Source organism: Streptomyces mirabilis (assembly GCF_018310535.1).
In the GTDB taxonomy this organism is placed as follows: Bacteria; Actinomycetota; Actinomycetes; order Streptomycetales; family Streptomycetaceae; genus Streptomyces.
The window spans coordinates 6,419,424-6,442,077 of record NZ_CP074102.1; the positions used below are offsets into that span (position 1 = coordinate 6,419,424).

At 70.8% G+C, this 22,654-nt stretch carries 22 protein-coding genes; 14 read left to right on the forward strand and 8 right to left on the reverse strand.

The features are described 5' to 3' along the window. On the reverse strand, window positions 1-1,797 hold the full coding sequence (locus tag SMIR_RS28290; RefSeq protein WP_168490631.1) for an AMP-dependent synthetase/ligase: 1,797 nt from the start codon (window positions 1,795-1,797) through the stop codon (window positions 1-3). A 313-nt stretch (window positions 1,798-2,110) separates the two neighbouring features. Here SMIR_RS28290 and SMIR_RS28295 point away from each other — a divergent pair, with 313 nt between their 5' ends. The 6 genes from SMIR_RS28295 (at window position 2,111) to SMIR_RS28320 (ending at window position 7,319) form a co-directional block, all read left to right on the forward strand. Then, the gene (locus SMIR_RS28295) at window positions 2,111-2,908 is read left to right on the forward strand and encodes a metallophosphoesterase family protein (protein WP_168490630.1); all 798 of its coding nucleotides are present in this window, start codon (window positions 2,111-2,113) and stop codon (window positions 2,906-2,908) included. Window positions 2,909-3,015: 107 nt separating this feature from the next. Beyond that, entirely contained in the window at window positions 3,016-3,462 is a 447-nt protein-coding gene (locus SMIR_RS28300; protein WP_168490629.1) for an SRPBCC family protein, read from the forward strand. Between the two features lie 164 nt (window positions 3,463-3,626). Continuing rightward, entirely contained in the window at window positions 3,627-4,796 is a 1,170-nt protein-coding gene (locus SMIR_RS28305) for an ArsA family ATPase (protein ID WP_212727542.1), read from the forward strand. 57 nt (window positions 4,797-4,853) lie between these two features. Further along, window positions 4,854-5,321: a DUF5304 domain-containing protein gene (locus SMIR_RS28310; protein WP_101405610.1), complete on the forward strand. Its 468-nt coding sequence runs from the start codon at window positions 4,854-4,856 to the stop codon at window positions 5,319-5,321. 54 nt (window positions 5,322-5,375) lie between these two features. Next, window positions 5,376-6,329 (forward strand): ROK family glucokinase, encoded by a 954-nt coding sequence (locus SMIR_RS28315; RefSeq protein ID WP_054231531.1) that lies wholly within the window; start codon window positions 5,376-5,378, stop codon window positions 6,327-6,329. 237 nt (window positions 6,330-6,566) lie between these two features. After that, on the forward strand, window positions 6,567-7,319 hold the full coding sequence (locus SMIR_RS28320) for an endonuclease/exonuclease/phosphatase family protein (protein ID WP_168490628.1): 753 nt from the start codon (window positions 6,567-6,569) through the stop codon (window positions 7,317-7,319). Window positions 7,320-7,328: 9 nt separating this feature from the next. Here SMIR_RS28320 and SMIR_RS28325 read toward each other — a convergent pair whose 3' ends face one another. After that, window positions 7,329-8,015 (reverse strand): hypothetical protein, encoded by a 687-nt coding sequence (locus SMIR_RS28325; protein WP_168490627.1) that lies wholly within the window; start codon window positions 8,013-8,015, stop codon window positions 7,329-7,331. After that, window positions 8,008-8,838: an alpha/beta hydrolase gene (locus SMIR_RS28330; protein ID WP_422664469.1), complete on the reverse strand. Its 831-nt coding sequence runs from the start codon at window positions 8,836-8,838 to the stop codon at window positions 8,008-8,010. Before SMIR_RS28330 ends, SMIR_RS28325 begins: the two co-directional genes overlap by 8 nt. A gap of 137 nt (window positions 8,839-8,975) precedes the next feature. Here SMIR_RS28330 and SMIR_RS28335 point away from each other — a divergent pair, with 137 nt between their 5' ends. The 4 genes from SMIR_RS28335 (at window position 8,976) to SMIR_RS28350 (ending at window position 12,899) form a co-directional block, all read left to right on the forward strand. Beyond that, complete coding sequence (locus SMIR_RS28335) at window positions 8,976-9,746, forward strand: lysophospholipid acyltransferase family protein (RefSeq protein ID WP_249938492.1); 771 nt, start codon at window positions 8,976-8,978, stop codon at window positions 9,744-9,746. A 32-nt stretch (window positions 9,747-9,778) separates the two neighbouring features. After that, a complete protein-coding gene (gene macS / locus SMIR_RS28340; RefSeq protein ID WP_168490626.1) occupies window positions 9,779-11,014 on the forward strand; it encodes a MacS family sensor histidine kinase in 1,236 nt (411 codons plus the stop codon). Beyond that, window positions 11,011-11,703 carry a response regulator gene (locus SMIR_RS28345; protein WP_248002879.1) on the forward strand — a complete coding sequence of 231 codons (693 nt, stop codon included), beginning with the start codon at window positions 11,011-11,013 and terminating at the stop codon, window positions 11,701-11,703. The genes macS and SMIR_RS28345 overlap by 4 nt, the downstream gene beginning before the upstream one ends. A gap of 167 nt (window positions 11,704-11,870) precedes the next feature. Further along, the gene (locus tag SMIR_RS28350) at window positions 11,871-12,899 is read left to right on the forward strand and encodes a 6-phosphofructokinase (protein ID WP_101405614.1); all 1,029 of its coding nucleotides are present in this window, start codon (window positions 11,871-11,873) and stop codon (window positions 12,897-12,899) included. 83 nt (window positions 12,900-12,982) lie between these two features. Here the strand turns inward: SMIR_RS28350 and SMIR_RS28355 are convergent, their stop codons facing one another. Together SMIR_RS28355 and SMIR_RS44980 are read right to left on the reverse strand one after the other, a co-directional pair. After that, entirely contained in the window at window positions 12,983-14,884 is a 1,902-nt protein-coding gene (locus SMIR_RS28355; RefSeq protein ID WP_168490625.1) for an anthranilate synthase family protein, read from the reverse strand. A gap of 128 nt (window positions 14,885-15,012) precedes the next feature. After that, window positions 15,013-15,069: a trp operon leader peptide gene (locus SMIR_RS44980; protein ID WP_071528813.1), complete on the reverse strand. Its 57-nt coding sequence runs from the start codon at window positions 15,067-15,069 to the stop codon at window positions 15,013-15,015. Between the two features lie 124 nt (window positions 15,070-15,193). Between SMIR_RS44980 and SMIR_RS28365 the strand changes: the two genes are divergently transcribed. From SMIR_RS28365 to SMIR_RS28375, 3 genes are all read left to right on the forward strand, one after another. Beyond that, window positions 15,194-16,399, forward strand: coding sequence for a glycoside hydrolase domain-containing protein (locus SMIR_RS28365; RefSeq protein ID WP_212727544.1), 1,206 nt, complete (start codon window positions 15,194-15,196; stop codon window positions 16,397-16,399). A gap of 139 nt (window positions 16,400-16,538) precedes the next feature. Next, window positions 16,539-17,891 (forward strand): class II 3-deoxy-7-phosphoheptulonate synthase, encoded by a 1,353-nt coding sequence (locus SMIR_RS28370; RefSeq protein ID WP_054231523.1) that lies wholly within the window; start codon window positions 16,539-16,541, stop codon window positions 17,889-17,891. A 149-nt stretch (window positions 17,892-18,040) separates the two neighbouring features. Continuing rightward, window positions 18,041-18,292: a (2Fe-2S)-binding protein gene (locus tag SMIR_RS28375; RefSeq protein WP_168490622.1), complete on the forward strand. Its 252-nt coding sequence runs from the start codon at window positions 18,041-18,043 to the stop codon at window positions 18,290-18,292. 44 nt (window positions 18,293-18,336) lie between these two features. Here the strand turns inward: SMIR_RS28375 and bfr are convergent, their stop codons facing one another. Next, a complete protein-coding gene (bfr, locus tag SMIR_RS28380) occupies window positions 18,337-18,816 on the reverse strand; it encodes a bacterioferritin (protein WP_101405618.1) in 480 nt (159 codons plus the stop codon). Window positions 18,817-18,971: 155 nt separating this feature from the next. Between bfr and SMIR_RS28385 the strand changes: the two genes are divergently transcribed. After that, the gene (locus SMIR_RS28385) at window positions 18,972-19,604 is read left to right on the forward strand and encodes a sulfite oxidase-like oxidoreductase (protein ID WP_168490621.1); all 633 of its coding nucleotides are present in this window, start codon (window positions 18,972-18,974) and stop codon (window positions 19,602-19,604) included. A 24-nt stretch (window positions 19,605-19,628) separates the two neighbouring features. On the opposite strand, the gene SMIR_RS28390 is transcribed toward SMIR_RS28385, so the two are convergent. Together SMIR_RS28390 and pknB are read right to left on the reverse strand one after the other, a co-directional pair. Next, window positions 19,629-20,498 carry a deoxyribonuclease IV gene (locus tag SMIR_RS28390; protein ID WP_168490620.1) on the reverse strand — a complete coding sequence of 290 codons (870 nt, stop codon included), beginning with the start codon at window positions 20,496-20,498 and terminating at the stop codon, window positions 19,629-19,631. Window positions 20,499-20,591: 93 nt separating this feature from the next. Beyond that, window positions 20,592-22,559 carry a Stk1 family PASTA domain-containing Ser/Thr kinase gene (pknB, locus tag SMIR_RS28395; RefSeq protein ID WP_212727545.1) on the reverse strand — a complete coding sequence of 656 codons (1,968 nt, stop codon included), beginning with the start codon at window positions 22,557-22,559 and terminating at the stop codon, window positions 20,592-20,594. Window positions 22,560-22,654 lie beyond the last annotated feature (95 nt).

Below are 22,654 nucleotides of genomic sequence, written 5' to 3' on the forward strand. Positions count from 1 at the left end.
TCAGCCCCGGTAGATGGCCTCGATCTCGTCCGCGTAGTCCTTCGCCACCACGTTGCGCTTGAGCTTCAGGGACGGCGTGAGGTGGCCCGACTCCTCCGAGAACTGGGAGGACAGAATGCGGAACTTCCGCACCGATTCCGCCTTCGACACCGCGGCGTTGCCGTCGTCGACCGCGTCCTGGATCGCAGCGATCAGATCCGGATCCTCGCGCAGCGACGCCGCGGTGGAACCCGCCGGCTTGCCGTGCTCCTCGGCCCAGCGGCCCAGGAACTCCTCGTCGACGGTGACCAGCGCGCCGATGAACGGGCGCCCGTCGCCGACCACCATGCACTCCGCGACCAGCGCGTGCGCGCGGATGCGGTCCTCGATCACGGCCGGGGCGACGTTCTTGCCGCCCGCGGTGACGATGATCTCCTTCTTGCGGCCGGTGATACGGAGGTAGCCGTCCTCGTCGAGGGTGCCGATGTCACCCGTGTGGAACCAGCCGTCCGCGAGCGCCTCGGCGGTCGCGGCCTCGTTGTTCCAGTACTCCTTGAACAGGTGCTCGCCGTGCAGCAGCACCTCGCCGTCGTCGGCGATCCGGATCACGGAGCCGGGCAGCGGCTGGCCGACCGTACCGATCTTCGTACGGTCCCAGGGGTTGAAGGCGGTGGCCGCGCAGGACTCGGTCAGGCCGTAGCCCTCCAGGACCGTGAAGCCGATGCCGCGGAAGAAGTGGCCCAGGCGCTCGCCGAGCGGGGCGCCGCCGGAGATCGCGTACTCACCGCGACCGCCCAGCACCGCGCGCAGCTTGCTGTAGACGAGTTTGTCGAAGGTCTTGTACTTGATCTTCAGACCGAGCGACGGGCCGGAGGGGGTGTCCAGGGCGCGGCTGTAGGCGATCGCCGTGTCCGCCGCCTTGTCGAAGATCTTGCCCTTGCCGTCCGCCTGCGCCTTGGCACGCGCCGAGTTGTAGACCTTCTCGAAGACACGCGGCACACCGAGGATCAGCGTCGGCCGGAACGCGGCCAGCTCGTCGGTGAGGTTCTTGATGTCCGGGACGCAGCCCAGCTTGATCGGCGCCATCATCGGCGCGACCTGCACCAGCCGTCCGAAGACGTGCGCGAGCGGCAGGAAGAGAAGGACGGAACACTCGCCCGTACGGAACAGGGGACGCAGCCGCTCCACGATGTTGCCGCACTCCGCGAAGAAGGCGCGGTGGGTGAGGACACAGCCCTTGGGGCGGCCGGTCGTACCGCTCGTGTAGACGATGGTCGCCGGGTCGTCCGCCTTGGCGAGCGAGCTGCGCTCCTCGACGGTGGCGTCGCTGACGTCCTGGCCCGCGCGCCCCAGTTCCTCCACCCCGCCGGCCTCGATCTGCCAGACGTGCTTGAGGGCGGGCAGCCGGTCGCGCACCGACTCCACGGAGGCCGCGTGCGTGTCGAGCTCGACGATGCAGGCGGTCGCGCCCGAGTCGCCGAGTATCCACTGCACCTGCTCCGCCGAGCTGGTCTCGTACACCGGCACGGTGACCGCGCCCGCGCTCCAGATCGCGAAGTCGAGCAGCGTCCACTCGTAGCGGGTACGGGACATCAGAGCGACCCGGTCGCCGGGCTGTACGCCCGAGGCGATCAGACCCTTGGCCGCGGACCGCACCTCGGCGAGGAAGGTGGTGGCGGTGACGTCCGTCCACGTGCCGCCCACCTTGCGGGCGATGACGGCGACGTCGGGATGCTGCGCGGCGTTTCTGCGGACGATGTCGGTCAGATTTCCGTCCGCAGGGACCTCGTACAAAGCCGGAAGGCTGAACTCGCGCAAGACTGCTGCTCCTCATAGGGCGCCGACGCCACGACGGTGTGTGATGCGACGGAGCGGTCCAAGGCTCGGGCAGGTACCCAGGAACATCATTGTTGAAATCCTGAGTACGACTGGACTGCCCGGACGTTACCCACCGGTACGGCTTTTTCGATAGGGGGTCCCGCCGAGATGTTCCCTGCGTCACACAGGTTGGCGCGTCGCACCGGATGGCGTTCCTTCACGCACAGTAGTCCACGCTCTTCTTGCCATGCCAGTAACCGCAGGTCCGACCGCCTCTATTCACGTTTGCCCCACACGCCTACGCTTGATCGTCATGGCACCCACACCAGGCGGTAACCGCAGGACGCGCATTCATGTGGTCAGTGACGTGCACGGCAACGCGCGTGACCTGGCCCGGGCCGGCGACGGCGCGGACGCCCTGCTCTGCCTCGGTGACCTGGTGCTCTTCCTCGACTACGCGGACCACGCGCGCGGCATCTTCCCCGACCTCTTCGGCGCCGAGAACGCCGACCGGCTGGTCGAGCTGCGCACCGCCCGCCGCTTCGCCGAGGCGCGGGAGTTCGGGCGGCGGCTGTGGGACGAGATCGGGATGGACCATTCCGTGGCCATCGAGAAGGCGGTGCGCAAGCAGTACGCCGAGCTGTTCGCCGCGTTCCCGACACCGACGTACGCGACCTACGGCAATGTCGACATGCCCCCGTTGTGGGCGGAGTACGCCGGACCCGGCACGAAGGTCCTCGACGGTGAGCGGGTGGAGATCGGCGGCCGGGTCTTCGGCTTCGTCGGCGGGGGGCTGCGCAGCCCCATGCGGACGCCCTACGAGATCGACGACGAGGAGTACGCGGCGAAGATCGAGGCGGTCGGCGAGGTCGACGTCCTGTGCACGCACATCCCGCCGGACGTACCGGAGCTGGTCTACGACACGGTGGCGCGCCGCTTCGAGCGCGGCTCCCGTGCCCTCCTGGACGCGATCCGCCGCGTACGTCCCCGTTACTCCCTCTTCGGCCATGTTCACCAGCCGCTCGCGCGCCGGATGCGGATCGGGGCGACCGAGTGCGTGAACGTCGGCCACTTCGCGGCGTCGGGCCGCCCGTGGGTCCTGGAGTGGTGAACAGCAGGTGGGGTGGCGATGGTTCGGCGGGCGCGCGGTAGCCTTCACGCTGCACACACGTGCGTACCACCCTCCCTCACCGGACCGCATCTGGAGGAGCCACCGCGATGGCGGAACACACCAGCTCGAGCATCACGATCGAGGCGGCACCGGCTGATGTCATGGCGGTCATCGCCGACTTCGCCCGCTACCCGGACTGGACGGGAGAGGTGAAGGAGGCGGAGGTACTCGCCACGGACGGGCAGGGCCGCGCCGAGCAGGTACGCCTCGTCATGGACGCCGGTGCGATCAAGGACGACCAGACCCTCGGGTACACCTGGACCGGCGACCACGAGGTCTCCTGGACCCTGGTCAAGTCCCAGATGCTCCGCTCCCTGGACGGCTCGTACATCCTCAAGCCCGCGGGCGCCGGCGCCACCGAGGTCACCTACCGGCTCACGGTCGACGTCAAGATCCCCATGCTGGGCATGATCAAGCGCAAGGCCGAGAAGGTCATCATCGACCGCGCGCTGGCAGGTCTGAAGAAGCGAGTGGAGTCGGGCGAGGCGGCCTGATCCCGCTCCGCGGGCCGGTGGGGGCCGTTCGCGCGGCTCCCCGCGCCCCTGCGGGGCGCGCCCGCGTCTCCAGCCCGTCCGGCGTTTGAGGACGGGGCCGTTCAGGCCGATCGGGGGGCTGGGGGCGGAGCCCGGGGGCGCTCGACGCAGGTAGCGTTCATCCAATGCGCACCATCCTGATCACAGGCCAGGGCGGCACGGGCCGTACGACGGTCGCGGCGGCCACCGCGCTGAAGGCCGCCCGCGAGGGCACCCGCACCCTCCTGCTCACCGCCGACCGCACCGACACCCTCGGCGCCGTCCTCGGCGTACCCACCGGCGCGGAACCCACCGACACCGCGCCCCGCCTCACGACGTGGCGCCCCGACGCGAACGCCCGCTTCCGCGAGGACCTCACCGCCTTCCAGGACCGCGCGACCACCGCCCTGGACCTGCTCGGCGCCTCCCGCCTGGACGCCGAGGAACTCACCCCCCTGCCCGGCGCCGAGGAACTCGCCCTGCTGCGCGCCCTGCGCGACGCGGCGACCTCGGAGACGTACGACCTGCTGGTCGTGGACCTCCCGCCGACCCCGCAGGCGCTCGCCCTCCTTGCCCTCCCGGAGGAGCTGCGCCGCTACCTGCGCCGACTGCTCCCGCCGGAGCGCCAGGCGGCCCGCGCCCTGCGCCCCGTGCTGGGCCGCCTCGCGGGCGTCCCGATGCCCGCCGAGTGGCTGTACGAGACGGCGGCACGCTGGGACATCGAGCTGGCCGCCGTCGCGGCGGTCGTCGAGGACCGCGCCACGACCGTACGGCTGGTCGCCGAGCCGGGCCCGGCCGGTACCGACGCCGTACACGCCGCCACCACCGCGCTCGCCCTGCACGGTCTGCGCGTGGACGCGCTGGTCGCGAGCCGGGTACTGCCCGCCGCCAGCGCGGACGCCTGGCTGGGCGCCCTCGCCGCCCAGCAGCGCAAGGCGCTGGACGAGTGGCAGGAGACGTACACCGTCCACGAGGTCCCGCACCTCGGCCGCGACCCGCGCGGCACCGACGACCTCGGCGCGCTCCCCGTGCCCGGCGTCAACCGGGCGCCGACCCCGGTCGAGTGGCCCGTCCTGGACCACCTCGCCGACGACGGCGTCCTCGTATGGCACATCCCGCTGCCCGGCGCGATACGCGAGGAACTGGACCTGATCCGCCGGGGCGACGAACTCGTCGTCACCGTGGGCCAGTTCCGCAGGATCGTGCCGCTGCCGTCCGCGCTGCGCCGCTGCACCGTGGCCGGCGCCGCCCTGCGCGAGGGGGAACTCAGGGTGCGTTTCGCGCCGGACCCGGATCTGTGGCCCCGGACACGGTGAACGGCGTACCCCCGTTCGGGTACCGTCGAAAGGAAGAACCATAGGCAGGAGTCCGCCATGAGCGAAGAGCGCCCCACGTCCGACGCCGCTCAGGAGGCGAACGACGAAGCGCGCGCGAGCGACGCCGACGCCTGGGCGAAGGCGTGCGCCGAGGACCTCGCGGCGGAGAAGGCCCGCCGCCGCGCCCAGTACGGCCCGCCGCCCGGCTCGGCCGCGGAGGAACTGCGCAAGCTGGTCGACACGGTCGCCGACAAGCTGTCCGGACTGAACTCGCCGCTGTTCGGTGTGGTCGCCTCCGGCACCGCCCAGCAGATGGTCAACCAGGTCGTACAGCAGGCCAAGGCCGCCGTCGAACCGGTCATAGAGCGCAACCCCGATGTTTTCGATCACCTCGCGGCCGCGGGCAACGAGCTGCTCGCCGCCTACCGCTCGGCCGTCGAGGCACAGGAACGACGCTGGACCACCCGGGAGCGTGGCCCCCGCGACGAGGGGACCGGTCCGGGGGAGCGGATTGACTTGGACTAAAGGCTGCTCGGGTACGGTTGGCCGTAGCGGGGCTCGACCGAAACTGAGGGATTCATGGGACTCACCATCGGCGTCGATATCGGCGGCACGAAGATCGCGGCCGGTGTGGTCGACGAGGAAGGCAACATCCTCTCGACGCACAAGGTGCCGACCCCCACCACGCCGCAGGCCATCGTGGACGCCATCGCCGCCGCAGTGGAGGGCGCGCGCGCAGGTCACGACATCGTCGGCGTGGGCATCGGTGCCGCCGGATACGTGAACCGCCAGCGCTCGACCGTGTACTTCGCGCCCAACATCGACTGGCGGCAGGAGCCGCTCAAGGCCGAGGTCGAGGCGCGCGTGGGGCTGCCCGTCGTCGTCGAGAACGACGCGAACGCGGCGGCGTGGGGCGAGTACAAGTTCGGCGCGGGCAAGGGTCACCGGAACGTCATCTGCATCACCCTGGGCACGGGCCTCGGCGGCGGCATCATCATCGGCAACAAGCTGCGCCGCGGGCACTTCGGCGTGGCCGCCGAGTTCGGCCACATCCGCATGGTGCCGGACGGTCTGCTGTGCGGCTGCGGCTCGCAGGGCTGCTGGGAGCAGTACGCCTCCGGGCGGGCCCTCGTCCGCTACGCCAAGCAGCGGGCCAACGCCACCCCCGAGAACGCGGAGATCCTGCTCGCGCTGGGCAACGGCACCCCCGACGGCATCGAGGGCAAGCACATCTCGGTGGCCGCGCGCCAGGGCGACCCGGTGGCGGTGGACTCCTACCGCGAGCTGGCCCGCTGGGCCGGCGCCGGCCTCGCCGACCTGGCCTCGCTCTTCGACCCCTCCGCCTTCATCGTCGGCGGCGGCCTCTCGGACGAGGGCGAGCTGGTCCTCGACCCCATCCGTAAGTCGTACAAGCGCTGGCTCGTCGGCGGCAACTGGCGCCCCGTGGCCGAAGTGATCGCCGCCCAGCTCGGCAACGAAGCCGGCCTCGTGGGCGCGGCGGACCTGGCCCGGGAACCCGACCCGATCATGTAACTCTGCGTGTCCTGTTCGTACGACCCGCCCGCCGCGCCCTTCAGGGGGACGGCGGGCGATGTCGTACCGAACCCCTTTCGGCGGGGGAGCGGATGGCGCCCCGAAAGGGGCGCGGGGCCGGTCGCGCCCATGCGGCTCCGCCGCGTGGGCGCGACCAGCCACGGCCGGCCGGCAGACGACAAACCACCCGCAGCGTTCCGGCTCCCCCGAGCAGCGCATCCACGTATGTTGATCCACATGGCGACGACCCCGCTGCCCCGCTCCCACACCGAACCCGACGGCTCCGCCGTCATCCGCGTCCTCAGCTACAACATCCGTTCGATGCGCGACGACACCACCGCCCTCGCCCGTGTCATCCACGCCTGCGCCCCCGACCTGGTCCTCGTCCAGGAAGCCCCCCGCTTCTTCCGCTGGCGCAAGAAGCTGGCCCGGCTCGCGGCCGCGTCCGGCCAGACGATCCTGTCCGGCGGCGCGACCGCCGCGGGACCCGCGCTCCTGTGCTCGATGCGGGCCACCGTCGAACGCACCGAGGACGTCCTGCTGCCCCTCACCCCCGGCCTGCACCGCCGCGGCCTCGCCACCGCCGTCGTCCGCTTCGGTGCCGCCCGGCTCGGCGTGGTGAGCTGCCACCTCTCGCTCCAGAAGGACGAGCGGTACACGCAGAGCGGTCTGCTCCTCGACCGCCTCGCGGCCCTCGGCACCCCGCACGCCCTCGCCGGCGGCGACCTGAACGAACGCCCCGACGGCCCCGCCTTCACCCGCCTCGCCGCCGGCCTCCAGGACTGCCGGGCCACCGCGCCCTGGGGCACGGAGTACACCTCGACGCCCACCGACCCCCACCAGCGCATCGACGCGATCTTCGCCACCCGCGGCATCGAGGTCCTCGGCTGCGGGGTCCCGTACGGCCACCCCGGGGTCACGGAGACGGACCTGAGGGCGGCCACGGACCATCTGCCCGTGCTGGCCGCCCTCAGAGTGCCCGCCGCGTAACCGGCCGCGTCAGACCACCGCGCCCCGCCCGGGATCGTCCTCGTCCTCGTCGTCGGGCTTCATGCGCGCCACGAGGGTGGCGAAGCCGCCCAGAAAGCCGCCGATGCCGACCGTGGCGAGCCACCACGTCATGTCCCAGCCGAGAAGGATGGCCAGCAGCAGCACGATCGGGCCGCCGACGACGGCGAGCCAGGCGAACTTGGCCGTGGTGTCGGCGCTGGGCAGTGGGGGCGGCTCCGGGGGGACGAAGTGGCCCTCGTCGTCCCCGTCGAAGTCGTCCTCGGAGGGCTCGGGCGCCTGGTAGTCGCGCGGACCGCCGACGCCGGGCGCGAAGGAGACGGAGCCGCCGAGGGGCTTCGCCGCAGCGGGCGGCTCCCCGGCCTTGTCGCCTGCCCCGTCCTTCTCGCTCGTCCCGACGGTCCCGCCGGTCTCGTTCTTCTTGCCCTTCTCGGGCCTCTCGGGTGCGTCCTCGCCGCCCGGGGCGGCGTTCGTCACCGGGTCGAGGAGCGCCAGGTCCTCGATCGACTTGAACGGTTTCGCGCCAGGCGGGTCCGGCGGCTCCTCGCCGTACCCGGCGACGATCGCCTGCCACGCGGCGTCCTCGTCGAACGGCACACCCTGCTCGTCACCGAGAGGCTCGCCGACGGGTACGCCCTTCTCGTCGGGCTCGCCGCGCTCCGCGTCGTGCTCAGCCACCAGTGGCCGTCCCTTCCTGCTGACCCACCTGACCCGTGTCGGACCGCTTGCCGACACTGGGCGCGAGCCGGGCGATGAACGCGTGGCTCTCCTCGAAGATCCGGTCCGCGTCATGGTCCAACGTCGCCACGTGGTAGCTCTGTTCCAGCAGGATCTCCGTCACATCGGTGGACGACACCCGGCTCAGGATCCGGGCCGAGTCGACGGGCGGCACCACATGGTCCTGGGGGCTGTGCAGCAGCAGCATCGGCTGGGTGACCTGGGGCAGTTCACCGTCGACCATCCGGTAGAAGTTCCGCATGGAGTGGGCTGCGTGCAGGGGCACCCGGTCGTAGCCCACCTCCGCGACGCCCTCCTTGGCGATGTCGCTGGTGATGCCGCTCACCGTCCGGACGAGGTGGCGGAGCACCGGAAGGGCGCGGGCGGCCGCCCCGTGCACCTTGTTCGCCGGGTTGACGACGACGATGCCGCTCACCTCGTCCCCGTGCTTCGCGGCGAGCCGCAGGGTCAGCGCGGCGCCCATGGACAGGCCGAAGACGAACACGCGGGCGCAGCGCTCCCGCAGGGCGCGCAACTCGCGGTCCACCTCCGCGTACCAGTCCTGCCAGCCCGTGAGCTGCATGTCCTCCCAGCGCGTGCCGTGCCCCGGCAGCAGGGGCAGCGCGACGGTCAGACCGCGCTCGGCGAGATACTCCCCCCAGGGGCGCAGCGACTGCGGGGAACCGGTGAAGCCGTGGCAGAGAAGGACACCGACCTCTCCGCCCTCGTGGCGGAACGGCTCGGCTCCAGGAAGGACGACCGGCACCTTCGGTCTCCTGTTCATCAGGCGGGCGGAATGCGAGGCGTACTTCACCGTACGCGACCGCACTGACACCGACCAGGGTCGTCGGGGCCTTTGACAGTGCTCCGGGATAAGGTCTCATCGACTACACAGGAGGCATTCGGTTGATCTACGGCGCCATGAAGTTTTCCATCGGAGGGCCGCTGAAGCTTGCCTTCAGGCCCTGGGTGGAAGGCCTCGAGAACATTCCCGCCGAGGGCCCCGCCATCCTGGCAAGCAATCATCTGTCGTTCTCGGACTCGTTCTTCCTGCCCGCGGTCCTCGACCGCAAGGTGACCTTCATCGCGAAGGCCGAGTACTTCACGACGCCCGGCGTCAAGGGCCGGATGACCGCCGCCTTCTTCAAGGGCGTCGGCCAGCTCCCGGTGGACCGCTCCGGCGCGCGCGGCGCGGGCGAGGCGGCCATCAAGAGCGGCATCGACGTCATCGAGCGCGGTGAGCTGTTCGGTATCTACCCGGAGGGCACGCGCTCGCCCGACGGGCGGCTGTACCGCGGCAAGCCGGGCGGCCTCGCGCGCGTGGCGCTCGCCACCGGCGCCCCGGTCATCCCAGTCGCCATGATCGACACCGAGAAGATCCAGCCGCCGGGCAAGGTGATGCCCAAGCTGATGCGTCCGGGCATCCGCATCGGCAAGCCGCTCGACTTCAGCCGCTACAACGGCATGGAGCACGACCGCTTCGTGCTGCGCGCGGTGACCGACGAGGTCATGTACGAGATCATGAAGCTCTCCGGCCAGGAGTACGTCGACATCTACGCGACGGCCGCCAAGCGGCAGATCGCGGAGGTGGCGAAGGCCGAGAAGCAGGTGCTCAAGGAAGTAGAACAGGCGCAGAAGGAAGCCGCGAAGGCGGCCGAAGCCGAAACCGAAGAGGGACGGGCCGGCTCCTAGACGCTTGCGTCGGGGGGCGGGGGGTGGGGGACATGGCCAAGCGCGAGAGAGTCATGAGGATGTCGGTCGAGCAGCCGCTGTGGCGTGCGCTCACCGCCTACCGCGTGCTGACAATGCTGTACGCGATCGGGCTCTTCGCCACCGCGTTCCGCAAGTTCGCCCACCCCTGGGTGGCCATCGGGTACTTCGCCGTCCTGTCCGTCTGGACGCTCGCCACCCTGCCCAGGGTCGCGAACGCGGCGAGCTGCACCAAGCGCTTCCTCGCCGTCGACCTGACCATCGCGCTCACCGGCATCATGCTCACGCCCGTCGCGGACGCCCACCACCGCGTGGTGACCGGTGGTCCCACACTCCCGTCGATATGGACCGCGGGCTCCGTCCTGGCCTTCGCCATCAAGGGCGGCTGGCGCTGGGCGGCGTTCGCCTCGACGCTCGTCGCGGTCGCCAACCTCGTCGAGCGCGGCGCCCCCACCCGCGACACGATCCACAACGTGATCCTCGTCTGGGTCGCCTCCATCGCCATCGGATACGTAGTCGAGGTCGCCCGCGCCTCCGAGCTCACCCTCGCCCGCGCCCTGGAGATCGAGGCCGCGACCCGCGAGCGCGAGCGCCTCGCCCGTGACATCCACGACGGCGTCCTGCAGGTCCTCGCCATGGTGCAGCGACGGGCCTCCGCGCTCGGCGGCGAGGCCGCGGAGCTGGGCCGGATGGCCGGCGAGCAGGAGGTCGCGCTGCGCACCCTGGTCTCGGGCGGCCTGGTGCCCGTCTCGCGGGTGTCCGAGGACGCCTCCCTCGGCGCCGTCGTACGGGCCGTCGAGGAACCGGACGACGACCAGGACTCCCGGGGCCCTGTCGACCTGCGCGCCCTGCTCGCCCCGTACGCGACCGCGCGCGTGACCTTCTCCGAGCCGGGCGCCCCGGTTCCTCTTTCCCCGGCCGCCGCCCGGGAGTTGGCCGCCGCTGTCGGTGCCGCCCTGGACAATGTCCGCAAGCACGTCGGCGAGGACGCCCGCGCCTGGATCCTCGTCGAGGACGAGCCGGACGAGGTGATCGTGACCGTACGCGACGACGGCCCGGGCATCCCGGAGGGGCGGCTCGCCCAGGCCGAGGGGGAGGGGCGGCTCGGTGTGGCCCTGTCGATCCGGGGCCGGCTGCGCGACCTCGGCGGCGCCGCCGAACTGATCTCGGTGCCGGGCCAGGGCACGGAGGTCGAGCTGAAGATACCGAAGGTTTCCAGGGTTTCACGGGGGAAGGCGGAGCAGCGATGACGGAGGTCACCGACGTGGCGGGGCAGGATCCGATCAAGGTCATGGTGGTGGACGACCACCCCATGTGGCGCGACGCGGTCGCCCGCGACCTGGACGCGTCGGGTTTCGCCGTGGTCGCCACCGCGGGCGACGGCGAGCAGGCGGTGCGCCGTGCCCGGGCCGCCGCGCCCGACGTCCTGGTGCTCGACCTGAACCTGCCCGCCAAGCCCGGCGTCCAGGTCTGCAAGGAACTGGTCGCCACCAACCCGGCGCTGCGCGTCCTCGTCCTGTCGGCCAGCGGCGAGCACGCGGACGTCCTGGAGGCGGTGAAGTCCGGCGCCACCGGCTATCTGCTGAAGTCGGCGTCCACGGAGGAGCTGATCGACGCGGTGCGCCGCACGGCCGTCGGCGACCCCGTGTTCACGCCGGGCCTCGCGGGCCTGGTCCTCGGCGAGTACCGCCGGCTGGCCTCCGAGCCCGCCCCCGCCGCGGGCGCCGACGAGCCAAAGGCCCCGCAGCTCACCGACCGCGAGACCGAGGTGCTGCGCCTGGTCGCCAAGGGCCTGAGCTACAAGCAGATCGCCGAGCGCCTGGTCATCTCCCACCGCACGGTCCAAAACCATGTGCAGAACACCCTGGGCAAGCTCCAACTCCACAACCGGGTGGAGCTGGTGCGCTATGCCATAGAGCGCGGTCTCGACGAGGCATAGGCCCCCACGAGTGGCCGGCGTAAACCCTGGTTGACCCACCATCGAGTGAAGGCATGTGATCAACACCCGCACAATTCACCGGAATTGCCCTTCCGCACCATGCCGAAGTGACCTGGATCACTATTAGCGTGAGTCTCATCAGGCAACCGCGGCGAAGGGACTTTTCCATGCGGGTCGGAGTACTGACCGGAGGCGGCGACTGCCCCGGACTCAACGCCGTCATCCGGGGCATCGTCCGCAAGGGCGTGCAGGAGTACGGGTACGACTTCGTCGGCTTCCGGGACGGCTGGCGCGGACCTCTCGAGAACGACACCGTCCGGCTGGACATCCCCGCCGTGCGCGGCATCCTGCCGCGCGGCGGCACCATCCTCGGCTCCTCGCGGACGAACCCGCTCAAGCAGGAGAACGGTATCCGCCGCATCAAGGAGAACCTCGCCAAGCTGGAGGTCGAGGCGCTCATCGCGATCGGCGGCGAGGACACGCTCGGCGTCGCCGCGCGCCTCACCGACGAGTACGGCGTGCCCGTCGTCGGCGTACCGAAGACCATCGACAACGACCTGTCCGCCACCGACTACACCTTCGGCTTCGACACCGCCGTCGGTATCGCCACCGAGGCGATCGACCGCCTGCACACCACCGCCGAGTCGCACATGCGCGTCCTCGTCTGCGAGGTGATGGGCCGTCACGCGGGCTGGATCGCCATCCACTCGGGCCTGGCCGGCGGCGCCAACGTCATCCTCATCCCCGAGCAGCGCTTCGACGTCGACCAGGTGTGCGCCTATGTGACCTCGCGGTTCAAGGCCTCGTACGCGCCGATCGTGGTCATCGCCGAGGGCGCGATGCCCAAGGACGGCCAGATGGTCCTGAAGGACGAGTCCCTCGACTCCTTCGGCCATGTGCGCCTCTCCGGGGTCGGCGAGTGGCTGGCCAAGGAGATCGAGAAGCGCACCGGCAAGGAGGCCCGCACCACGGTCCTCGGGCACATCCAGCGCGGCGGCACCCCCAGTGCCTTCGACCGCTGGCTCGCCACCCGCTTCGGGCTGCACGCCATCGAGGCCGTCCGTGACGGCGACTTCGGCAAGATGGTCGCCCTGCGCGGCACGGACATCGTCCGGGTCCCGATCGCGGAGGCCACGGCCAAGCTGAAGACGGTCGACCCGAAGCTGTACGAGGAGGTCGCGGTCTTCTTCGGCTGACGCGCCCCCTCCCCGCGATCCCGTCGGCCGCACGGGCCTCCCGACACCCGTGCGGCCGGCGTCCTCGACCACGGCTGCCACGACTACACGGAGGGCCGCCGCTCCGACAGCGTGCCGGTGCCCCGCAGGCGACCGACCAGCTCCCGCACGACGGCCGTCCCGTTCAGCGTCAGCACCGACTCCGGGTGGAACTGCACGCCCGCGAACCCGGGCCCGCGCAGCGCGTGTACCTCGCCGCCTCCGGTGCGGCTGACCTCGATGCCATGGGCCGACAGCTCGGCCGCCGTCTCCTCGTCGCAGTGCGCCACGAAGCTGTTGTAGAAACCGACGGTCTCGGCCCGCCCGAAGAGATCGATCCGCGTCTGCGCGCCCTGGTACGGGACCTCCTTGCGTACGATCCCCAGGCCCAGCTCCGCCGCGATCAGCTCGTGGCCGAGGCAGACGCCGAGCACACCGTGCCCGTGCCCCCCGATCACCTCGGCGGTGAGCTCCCGCAGGAACCGCATCTTGGGATCGTCCATGTCCAAGGGGTCGCCCGGGCCGGGGCCCAGGACCAGCGGCCCCTCGTGCGCCCGCACCGCCTCCCGCAGCCCCGGCTCGTCGTAGCGCCGCACGGTCACCGTGAGTCCCGAGGACCGCAGCACATGCGCGAGCATCGCCGTGAAGGTGTCCTCGGCGTCCACGACCAGCGCATGCCCCTGCAACTCGCGCGCCTGCTCCTGCATGCGCAGCCAGAACGGCGCGAGCGAGGCCCGCCGCCCGTCCAGCGCCGCCCGCACCCGGGGATCGTCGGCCAGCCTCGGCCGTACGCCCTCCGTGCGAGCCCCGGCCTCCACGACCCCCAGCGCCGCCAGCACCCCCGCCGCCTTCGCGTGCGTCTCGGCGACCTCGCCCGCCGGATCCGATCCCCGGACGAGGGTGGCGCCGACCGGCACCCGCAGCCGCCCGTCCGCGTCGATGTCGGCGGTCCGGATGAGGATGGGCGAGTCGAGGGTCTGGGCACCGACAGACCCATCCCGCCCGCCACCCGCGTTCCGGCCGATGAGGGCCAGCGCGCCCGCGTAGTAGCCCCGTCCGCCGACCTCGTGCCGCTCGATCACCCGGCACGCGTTCTGCACCGGTGACCCCGTGACGGTCGCCGCGAACATGGTCTCCTTCAGGACCTCGCGCACATCCAGCGAGGACCGGCCCCGCAGCTCGTACTCGGTGTGCGCGAGGTGGGCCATCTCCTTGAGCCGCGGACCGATCACCACGCCGCCCATGTCACCGACCGTGCACATCATCTTGAGCTCCTCGTCGACGACCATCGAGAGCTCCTCGATCTCCTTGCCGTCGGCGAGGAAGCCGAGCAGGTCCTCCGCGCAGGGCCCCTCGGCGGGATAGCGGTACGTGCCGCTGATGGGGTTCATCACGACGGTCCCGCCCGACATCCGCACGTGCACCTCGGGGCTCGCGCCCACAAGCGTGCGCTCCCCGGTGTGCACGACGAACGTCCAGTACGCGCCCCGCTCACCGACAAGCAGCCGCCGGAACAGGGCCAGCGCGTCGGCCCTCCCGAACCCCGGGATGGAGCCCTCGTACGTACGCCGGATCACGAAGTTCGCGCCCTCGCCGCGCCCGATCTCCTCCTCCAGCACGCGCCCGACGATCCCCGCGTACTCCTCGTCGGCGACGTCGAAGCCCCCGCCGGTGACACGCACCTCGTGCGTCGGCAGCTCCGCCAGCGCCTGCTCCAGCGGCAGGACGTGCGTCTCCTCGGGGGTCAGCACCGAGAGCGGCGTGCCGTCGTCACGGACGTCGAAGCCGCGCTCCCTGATCTGGCGGAAGGGAACGAGCGCGAGGCCCTCGTCGGGGAGGTCGGCGAGGCGGTCGCAGGTGCTGACCGGGCCGAGCAGCAGCTCGACGGTGTCGTGATCGTGACCGGGGGTGCGGCGGCGCAGCAGGGCGAACGGACGGGGATCGTCCAGTAGGTCGAGCAGGTTCATCGGTCCTGTTCCTTCTCTCGGATTCCCGGATTCTCGGATTCCCGAAAACTCGGAGAGGAACGGCCCGTGTCCGCAAACACCGAAGGCCGCCCCTCGGGCGGCCTTCGCGAAGTCTTGCGTACGCGCAGTCAGTGGGCCGCCGGATGAGCGGTCCACCACCAGTTCTGGGTCGAGTGCGCGAACATGCGCCGCACCTTACCCGACGTCGAGGGGCGGGCAACAGCGTGAACCGTCCGCCCCCTGCGTTCCTACTGCTCGGTCACCGGCCATGGATGGCATGGCCCAGGAAGCCCGATCGAGGAGAGAACCATGTACGCACCCCGTTCACCCCGGCCCCGTCGTGGCGGCGTCCGAACGCTCACCGTGTGCGCCGCCGCCGCGGCCCTCGCCGCCGGCCCGCCCGGCACCGCACGCGCCGCCGGGACCGACGACACCGTCAAGGTCACCTACCGCGGCCACGAGTTCACCGTCCCCGCTTCCTGGCCGATCGTGGACCTGGAGAAACATCCGGACGTCTGTGTCCGCTTCGACCGGCACGCCGTGTACCTCGGCACGCCCGGCGACCAGCAGCAGTGTCCGGCGGGGGCGAGGGGACGTACCGAGGCGTTCCTGATCCAGCCGTCCGTCGTCAAGGGCCGCACCGCCAGCGAGAACCGCACGGCCCGCACGTTCCGGGTCACCGCCGACCGGATCGCCGTGACGGCCGCGTACGCGAAGGACCGTACGAGGATCCGGGACATCCTGCGCGACGCCGGTCTGCCGGACGCCGTCGTGGGGACCGAGGTGACCGCGGGCGCGCCCGCCGCGGCGCCGCTGCCCGCCGACGCGACGTCCTTCCGTGGCGAGGGCTTCGACGCCTGCACCGCGCCGGGCCAGACGGCGATGGACGCCTGGCGGGACGACTCCGACTACGGGGCCGTCGGCGTCTACCTCGGCGGGGTCAACCGTGCCTGCGCCCAGAGCAGACTCACCGCCGGCTGGCTGCGGACGCAGTACGCGAACGGCTGGCGCTTCTTCCCGCTGTACGTCGGCCGCCAGCCCACCTCCGACGGGGGCAGCTGCAAAGGCGGCTGCGAGGCGATCACCGACCCCGCGCCGCAGGGCACCGAGGCCGCCGACGACGCCGTCGAGCAGGCCAACACGCTGGGCTTCCCCAAGGGCACGGTGATCTACGACGACCTGGAGAACTACGCCCCCGGCTCCACCGTCACCAGCCGGGTGCTGTCGTACCTCGATGCCTACACCAAGCGCCTGCACGCACTGGGCTACCGCTCCGGCGTCTACGGCAACACCTCGTCCCTGGTCACCGACCTGGTCGCCAACAAGAGCCGCGTCACCCTGCCCGACGTGCTCCACTTCGCCCGCTGGAACGGCAAGTCGACGACCACCGACTCGACGATCCCCGCGAACCTGTGGGCCGACCACCAGCGCATCCACCAGTACGTGGGCGACACGACCGAGACGCACGGCGGCGTGACGATCTCCATCGACCGTGACCGGCTCGACGTGGACTAGGGCCTGGCCGCCCACCCGCTCCGGGCGGCCGCGGGGACCTGCCGTGCGGCCGCCCGGAGCGCGTCCCGATCGAGCGCGGTCCGTCTCAATTGATGGGCATGGGGATGGACGCCCGACACGACCCCGTAATGTTGTCAGGGTGACCGTGAACGCTAAGCCCAGCGCAAGCGCTGGCAACACCTGGCGAGACCTGCCCGCGGCGCAGCAGCCCGAGTACCCCGATGCCGAGGCTCTGCGCGATGTGATCGCGGACCTCGAGTCGTATCCGCCGCTCGTCTTCGCGGGCGAGTGCGACCAGCTGCGCGCCCGGATGGCGTCTGTCGCCAAGGGAGAGGCGTTCCTTCTCCAGGGCGGCGACTGCGCCGAGGCCTTCGACGCGGTGTCGGCCGACCACATCCGCAACAAGCTCAAGACCCTGCTCCAGATGGGCGCCGTGCTCACGTACGCCGCCTCGGTGCCGGTCGTGAAGGTCGGCCGCATCGCCGGCCAGTACTCCAAGCCGCGCTCCAAGGGGACCGAGACCCGCGACGGAGTGACCCTGCCGACGTACCGGGGCGACTCGGTCAACGGCTTCGACTTCGACGAGAAGGCCCGTATCCCGGACCCCGAGCGCCTGAAGCGGATGTACAACGCCTCCGCCTCCACGCTCAACCTGGTGCGCGCCTTCACCACCGGCGGTTACGCCGACCTGCGCCAGGTGCACGCCTGGAACCAGGACTTCGTGAAGTCCTCCCCGTCCGGGCAGCGCTACGAGCAGCTGGCGCGGGAGATCGACAACGCGATGAACTTCATGCGGGCCTGCGGGACCGACCCGGAGGAGTTCAAGACCGTCGAGTTCTACGCGTCCCACGAGGCGCTGCTCCTCGACTACGAGGCGGCGCTGACCAGGGTCGACTCGCGTACGGGCCAGCTGTACGACGTCTCGGGCCACATGGTGTGGATCGGTGAGCGCACCCGGCAGCTGGACGGCGCGCACATCGAGTTCGCCTCGCGGATCCGCAACCCGATCGGCATCAAGCTCGGCCCGACGACGACGGCCGAGGAGGCGCTCCAGTACATCGACCGTCTCGACCCGGACCGCGAGCCCGGCCGGCTGACCTTCATCGTGCGGATGGGCGCCGACAAGGTCCGCGACAAGCTCCCCGAGCTGGTCGAGAAGGTCACGGCGTCGGGCGCGGTGGTGGCCTGGGTGACCGACCCGATGCACGGCAACACCTTCGAGGCGGCCTCCGGTCACAAGACCCGCCGCTTCGACGACGTGCTCGACGAGGTCAAGGGCTTCTTCGAGGTCCACAAGGGTCTGGGCACGCACCCGGGCGGCATCCACGTCGAGCTCACCGGTGACGACGTCACCGAGTGCGTGGGCGGCGGCGACGAGATCTTCGTCGACGACCTCCACCAGCGCTACGAGACGGCCTGCGACCCGCGTCTGAACCGCAGCCAGTCCCTCGACCTGGCCTTCCTGGTCGCGGAGATGTACAGGGACCAGTGACGGGTTCGCCTGTTACACCTGAGTGAAGTGGGGCGCGGATCACATACGATCCGCGCCCCCTCCCACTTTTGCGGCTCCTGAGTGATGGGTAAGGTTAGGTTAGCCTCACCGATTAACGGGACGGCGCCAGACATCAATCCCGCCGGGAGGTGAACCGCGTGTACGTATGCAGTTGCTTCGGGGTCACCGAACAGCAGGTCAAGCAGCACGCGGAGAACGGCGCCTGCACGCCCCGCCAGATAGCCTCCGCCAGCAAGGCGGGCACGGACTGCGGCTCCTGCGTCCGCAGTATCCAGGCGATCCTCGGCCGTGGCACCTGCCCCCGCCGTGAGCTGGCCGAACAGGGCAAGCCGGTGCTGGCCGAGCTGTCCCCGGCGCGGAGCCTGGAAGAGGCCGCCTAGGGCACGCCTAGGGCCTGTCCGGCGGATCGCGCCGGAGAGGCGGGTCAGCTGTCGGGCTGCTCGATCACCTGGGCGATGTAGAGCGCCTCGCCGAGCTTTTCCACCAGCTCCAGCTGGGTGTCCAGGTAGTCGATGTGGTGCTCCTCGTCCTCGAGGATCGACTCGAAGATGTTCGCGGACGTGATGTCGCCCTTGTTGCGCATCACCTCGATCCCGCGCTTGAGGCGGTCGATCGCCTCGACCTCCACCTGCCGGTCGGCCTGGAACATCTCGGTGACGGTCTGCCCCACCCGGACGTGGAAGAGCCGCTGGTAGTTCGGCAGGCCCTCCAGGAAGAGGATCCGGTCGGTGAGCACCTCCGCGTGCTTCATCTCGTCGAAGGACTCGTGGCGCGTGTACTTCGCGAGCTTCGTCCAGCCGAAGTTCTCCTGCATCTTCGCGTGCAGGAAGTACTGGTTGATCGCGGTCAGCTCGCCGGTCAGCTGCTCGTTGAGGAATTCGATGACCTCGGGGTCGCCCTGCATCGCAGAGGCTCCTTCCAAGCGGGGGACTGGGCAGATTGCGCCGCATCCTCGCATCGGCGTCCCGGGTCGTCCAGTAAGTGCATGCTTAGTATGAGTTGCCCGATTCCGTACTGGGCTGGTCATGTGCACTGTCCCGGGTCTGTCAGGATGGAGTCATGGGTCAGCCGGTGGAACGTGGAACGGGAGAAGCGGCACAGTCGGACCTTCCGCCGGGGCAGCGACTGCAGCGCGGCTGGCCGGTCACGCACTACGGTCCCGTACCCAAGTTCCGTCCCGAACGCTGGGAGTTCAGGGTCTTCGGTGCCACCGCCGACGGTGAGAAGCACTGCTGGACCCACGAGGAGTTCACGGCCCTGCCGTACACCTCGGTCGTGGCCGATCTGCACTGCGTCACGAAGTTCAGCATGATCGGCGCCGAATGGGGCGGTATCCCGGCGCGCACGATCCTGGAGATCGCCCCGCCCGCGCCCACCGTCACCCATGTCATGGTCTGGGCGGAGTACGGCTTCAGCTCGAATCTGCGCCTCGACGACTTCGCCTCCGACCGCGCGATCTTCGCCACCCACAAGGACGGCGAACTCCTCACCGCCGAGCACGGCTTCCCGCTCCGCCTCGTCGTCCCGCACCTCTACGCCTGGAAGGGCCCCAAGTGGGTCCGCGGCGTCGAGTACATGACGGCCGACCGCCGCGGCTTCTGGGAGGAGCGCGGCTACCACAACATCGGCGACCCCTGGCGCGAACAGCGCTACTCCTACCAGGAGGAGCCCGGGGACGGCCCCGAGCTCTGACTCGGGCCGCCTTTTCGGGCGGCGTCAGCCGTCCCTGAGTTTTTTCAGGCGCTCCACGTCCGCCGCGTGCCCCTCCTTCCCGCCCGGCGTCTCGATGATCAGGGGTACGCCCTCGGTGGCGGGGTGGGTCATCAGCGCGCGGAACGGGTCCTCGCCGATGTGACCGGAGCCGATGTTCTCGTGGCGGTCCTTGTGGGCGCCGACCACGTCCTTGGAGTCGTTGGCGTGGATCAGCTTGAGCCGGCCCTCGCCGACCGTGTCCACCAGCAGGTCGAGTGTCTGGTGCATGCCGCTCGGCCCGGTCAGGTCGTGCCCCGCCGCGTAGATGTGGCAGGTGTCGAGGCACACGCCCAGCTTCGGATGGGCGTCCAGCGCCTCGAAGTACGGCCCGAAGTCCCAGGTGCGCGAGCAGAGCGAGGCGCCCTGGCCCGCGGTCGACTCCAGGAGCAGATACGGGTCGTCGTCATGCGTCAGCTCGTCCAGCAGGGGCAGCAGATGCTCACGTACCTGCTCCAGGGCGACGGACCGCTCCCGGCCCCCGGTGGCGCTCCCCGTGTGCACGACCACGCCGAGCGCCCCGATCTCCCGGCCCCGCCGCAGCGAGTGCCGCAGCGACTCCACCGACTTCTCGACCGTCGCCTCGGTGTGCGAGCCGAAGTTGATCAGATACGGGGCATGGACGTACGCGGGGATCGACTCGGCGGCACAGGCCGCCCGGAACTCCTCGTCCTGGCGGGGACTGCCGACGGGCGTCGCCCAGCCGCGCGGGTTGGCGACGAAGACCTGGACGGTCTCGGCGCCCATCTCGCGTGCGTAGGTCAGGCCGACGGAGCTGAGGCCGCCGGCCACGGGGACATGGCCGCCGACGGGGTTGCGGAGCTGCTTGCTGGTCACGCCCTTCAGGGTGTCACGTGCTCCCGGGCGGCCCGTCGGCGCACCTCACCGCCGTGGCCTCGGCGCTGCCGTGGCCTCAGCATCGCCGTGGCCTCAGCGGATCACGATGGTGATCGTGGATCCCTTGGGCGCGGTCTTGCCGCCCTCCACAGACTGGCTCTTGACGTGGTCCCCGAAGAGCCCGAGCAGCCCGCGGTCCTCGTTGACCTGGAACCCGGCGTCCTCCAGCGTCTTCTTCGCGTCGTCCACGCTGTTGCCCACCACGTCCGGCACCGAGAGCATCTCGGGGCCCTTGGAGACCGTCAGTGTGACGGTGTCGCCCCCGGCGACCTGGCTGCCCGCCTTCGGCGACTGCTGGGCGATCTGGCCCTGGTCGAACTCCGAGTTGACCCGCTGGGTGGCGATCTTCACCTTCAGGCCCGCCTGCTCCAGCTCCGAGGTGGCGTCCGCGACGGACGCGCCCGTGACGTCCGCGACCTCCACCGGGCTGCCCTTGCTGACGGTGAGGGCGATGGCCGAACCGGCGTGCCGCTCCGTGCCCGCGCCCGGATCCGAACTGATCACGAAGCCCTTGGGAACGTCCTGGTTGAACTCCCGGGTGACCATGCCCGCGGCGAGCCCGTCCCCCTTCAGGACCTCCCGCGCCTTGAACAGCGCGAGTCCCGTCAGGTCGGGCACCTTCACCGTCTCCGGGCCGTTGGAGATCGTCAGCGTCACGGAGTCGTTGTCCCGGATGCGCGCGCCGGGCGCCGGGTCGCTGCTGATGACGGTGCCGCGCTTCACGGTGTCGCTGTACGCGTGCTTGACCTGCCCGACGTCGAGACCGGCCTGCTCGATCCGGGCCTTGGCCTGCGCCTCGGTCTTCGCCAGCAGCAGCGGGACCTTGGTGAACTGGCCGGAATTGATGTACCAGATTCCCGCGCCGAGCCCGAGCACCAGCACGACCGCGGCGATGATCGCGAACATTCCGCGCCGGGGCCGTGAGCCGCGCCGCGGGGGAGCGGGCGGTCCGGACTCGAACGGGCTGGTCTGCTCGAACCGGCTGGTCCGGTTCAGCGGGTCGCCGCCGTCGCCGCCGTCGCCGCCGTCCTCGTAGCCCTCGTTCACCGGCAGCAGGCGGGGCACGGAGAGCGAGCGCGGGATCACGCTCGTACGGTCGCCCGCGTTGTCGTGCCCCACGGCGAGCGCCTGCGGGGGTATGGCGTCGAGCTGCTCGGCGGTGAGGCCCGCCCGCGCCTGGAGGACCTGGCCGAGCAGCGCCACCGCGTCGTGCGGGCGCACCTCGGGATTGCGGGCGGTCGCCGCGGCGACCAGCTCGTCGAGGGCGTAGGGCATTGAGGGCACGGCGGCCGAAGGAGGCGGCACATCCGCGTGCAGGTGCTGGTAGAGCACCTGGGCGGGGGAGTCCCCGGAGTGCGGCTTGCCGCCGGTGAGCATCTCGTAGAGGACGACCCCGCAGGCGTAGACGTCGACGCGGGTGTCCGCGGTGCCGTGCTCGATCTGTTCGGGGGCGAGGTACGACACGGTGCCGAGTACGGCCCCTGTCGTGTTCGTGACGGTGTCCACGGCCCGGACGAGGCCGAAGTCGGCCACCTTGACCCGGCCGTCGTCTCCTATCAGGACGTTCTCCGGCTTCATGTCGCGGTGCACGAACCCGGCGCGGTGCGCGGCGCCGAGCGCGGCGAGCACCGGCTCCAGGACGTCCAGGGCGGCCCGCGGTTGCAGCGCCCCGCGCTCGCGCAGCACGTCGCGCAGGGTGCAGCCGGCGACGTACTCCATGGCCAGATAGACGTACGACCCGTCCGCGCCCTGGTCGAAGACCTGCACCGCGTTGGGGTGCGCGAGCCGGGCCACCGACTTGGCCTCCCGGATGAACCGCTCGACGAACGAGCCGTCGGCGGCCAGCGTCGGGTGCATCACCTTGAGCGCGAGCACGCGGTCGAGGCGGGTGTCCAGGGCCCGGTAGACCGTGGCCATCCCGCCGACCGCGATCCGTGCGTCGACGCGGTAGCGGCCGTCGAGCACTTGCCCGACAAGCGGGTCCTGAAGGGTCGTATCCACGCAGGCGAGTCTACGAGCCGCCACTGTCACCCCCACCCTTCCGGCCAATTCCGGAGCGGGACTGCAGCCGACCTGTGACGCTTCTCGCACGCCTG

Bases quoted from the DNA above. Each gene is read 5' to 3' on its own strand.
- SMIR_RS28295 (WP_168490630.1), top strand. From the start codon at position 2,111: ATGGCACCCACACCAGGCGGTAACCGCAGGACGCGCATTCATGTGGTC.
- SMIR_RS28300 (WP_168490629.1), top strand. From the start codon at position 3,016: ATGGCGGAACACACCAGCTCGAGCATCACGATCGAGGCGGCACCGGCT.
- SMIR_RS28305 (WP_212727542.1), top strand. From the start codon at position 3,627: ATGCGCACCATCCTGATCACAGGCCAGGGCGGCACGGGCCGTACGACG.
- SMIR_RS28310 (WP_101405610.1), top strand. From the start codon at position 4,854: ATGAGCGAAGAGCGCCCCACGTCCGACGCCGCTCAGGAGGCGAACGAC.
- SMIR_RS28315 (WP_054231531.1), top strand. From the start codon at position 5,376: ATGGGACTCACCATCGGCGTCGATATCGGCGGCACGAAGATCGCGGCC.
- SMIR_RS28320 (WP_168490628.1), top strand. From the start codon at position 6,567: ATGGCGACGACCCCGCTGCCCCGCTCCCACACCGAACCCGACGGCTCC.
- SMIR_RS28330 (WP_422664469.1), bottom strand. From the start codon at position 8,838: ATGAACAGGAGACCGAAGGTGCCGGTCGTCCTTCCTGGAGCCGAGCCG.
- SMIR_RS28335 (WP_249938492.1), top strand. From the start codon at position 8,976: ATGAAGTTTTCCATCGGAGGGCCGCTGAAGCTTGCCTTCAGGCCCTGG.
- macS (WP_168490626.1), top strand. From the start codon at position 9,779: ATGGCCAAGCGCGAGAGAGTCATGAGGATGTCGGTCGAGCAGCCGCTG.
- SMIR_RS28345 (WP_248002879.1), top strand. From the start codon at position 11,011: ATGACGGAGGTCACCGACGTGGCGGGGCAGGATCCGATCAAGGTCATG.
- SMIR_RS28350 (WP_101405614.1), top strand. From the start codon at position 11,871: ATGCGGGTCGGAGTACTGACCGGAGGCGGCGACTGCCCCGGACTCAAC.
- SMIR_RS28355 (WP_168490625.1), bottom strand. From the start codon at position 14,884: ATGAACCTGCTCGACCTACTGGACGATCCCCGTCCGTTCGCCCTGCTG.
- SMIR_RS28365 (WP_212727544.1), top strand. From the start codon at position 15,194: ATGTACGCACCCCGTTCACCCCGGCCCCGTCGTGGCGGCGTCCGAACG.
- bfr (WP_101405618.1), bottom strand. From the start codon at position 18,816: ATGCAGGGCGACCCCGAGGTCATCGAATTCCTCAACGAGCAGCTGACC.
- SMIR_RS28385 (WP_168490621.1), top strand. From the start codon at position 18,972: ATGGGTCAGCCGGTGGAACGTGGAACGGGAGAAGCGGCACAGTCGGAC.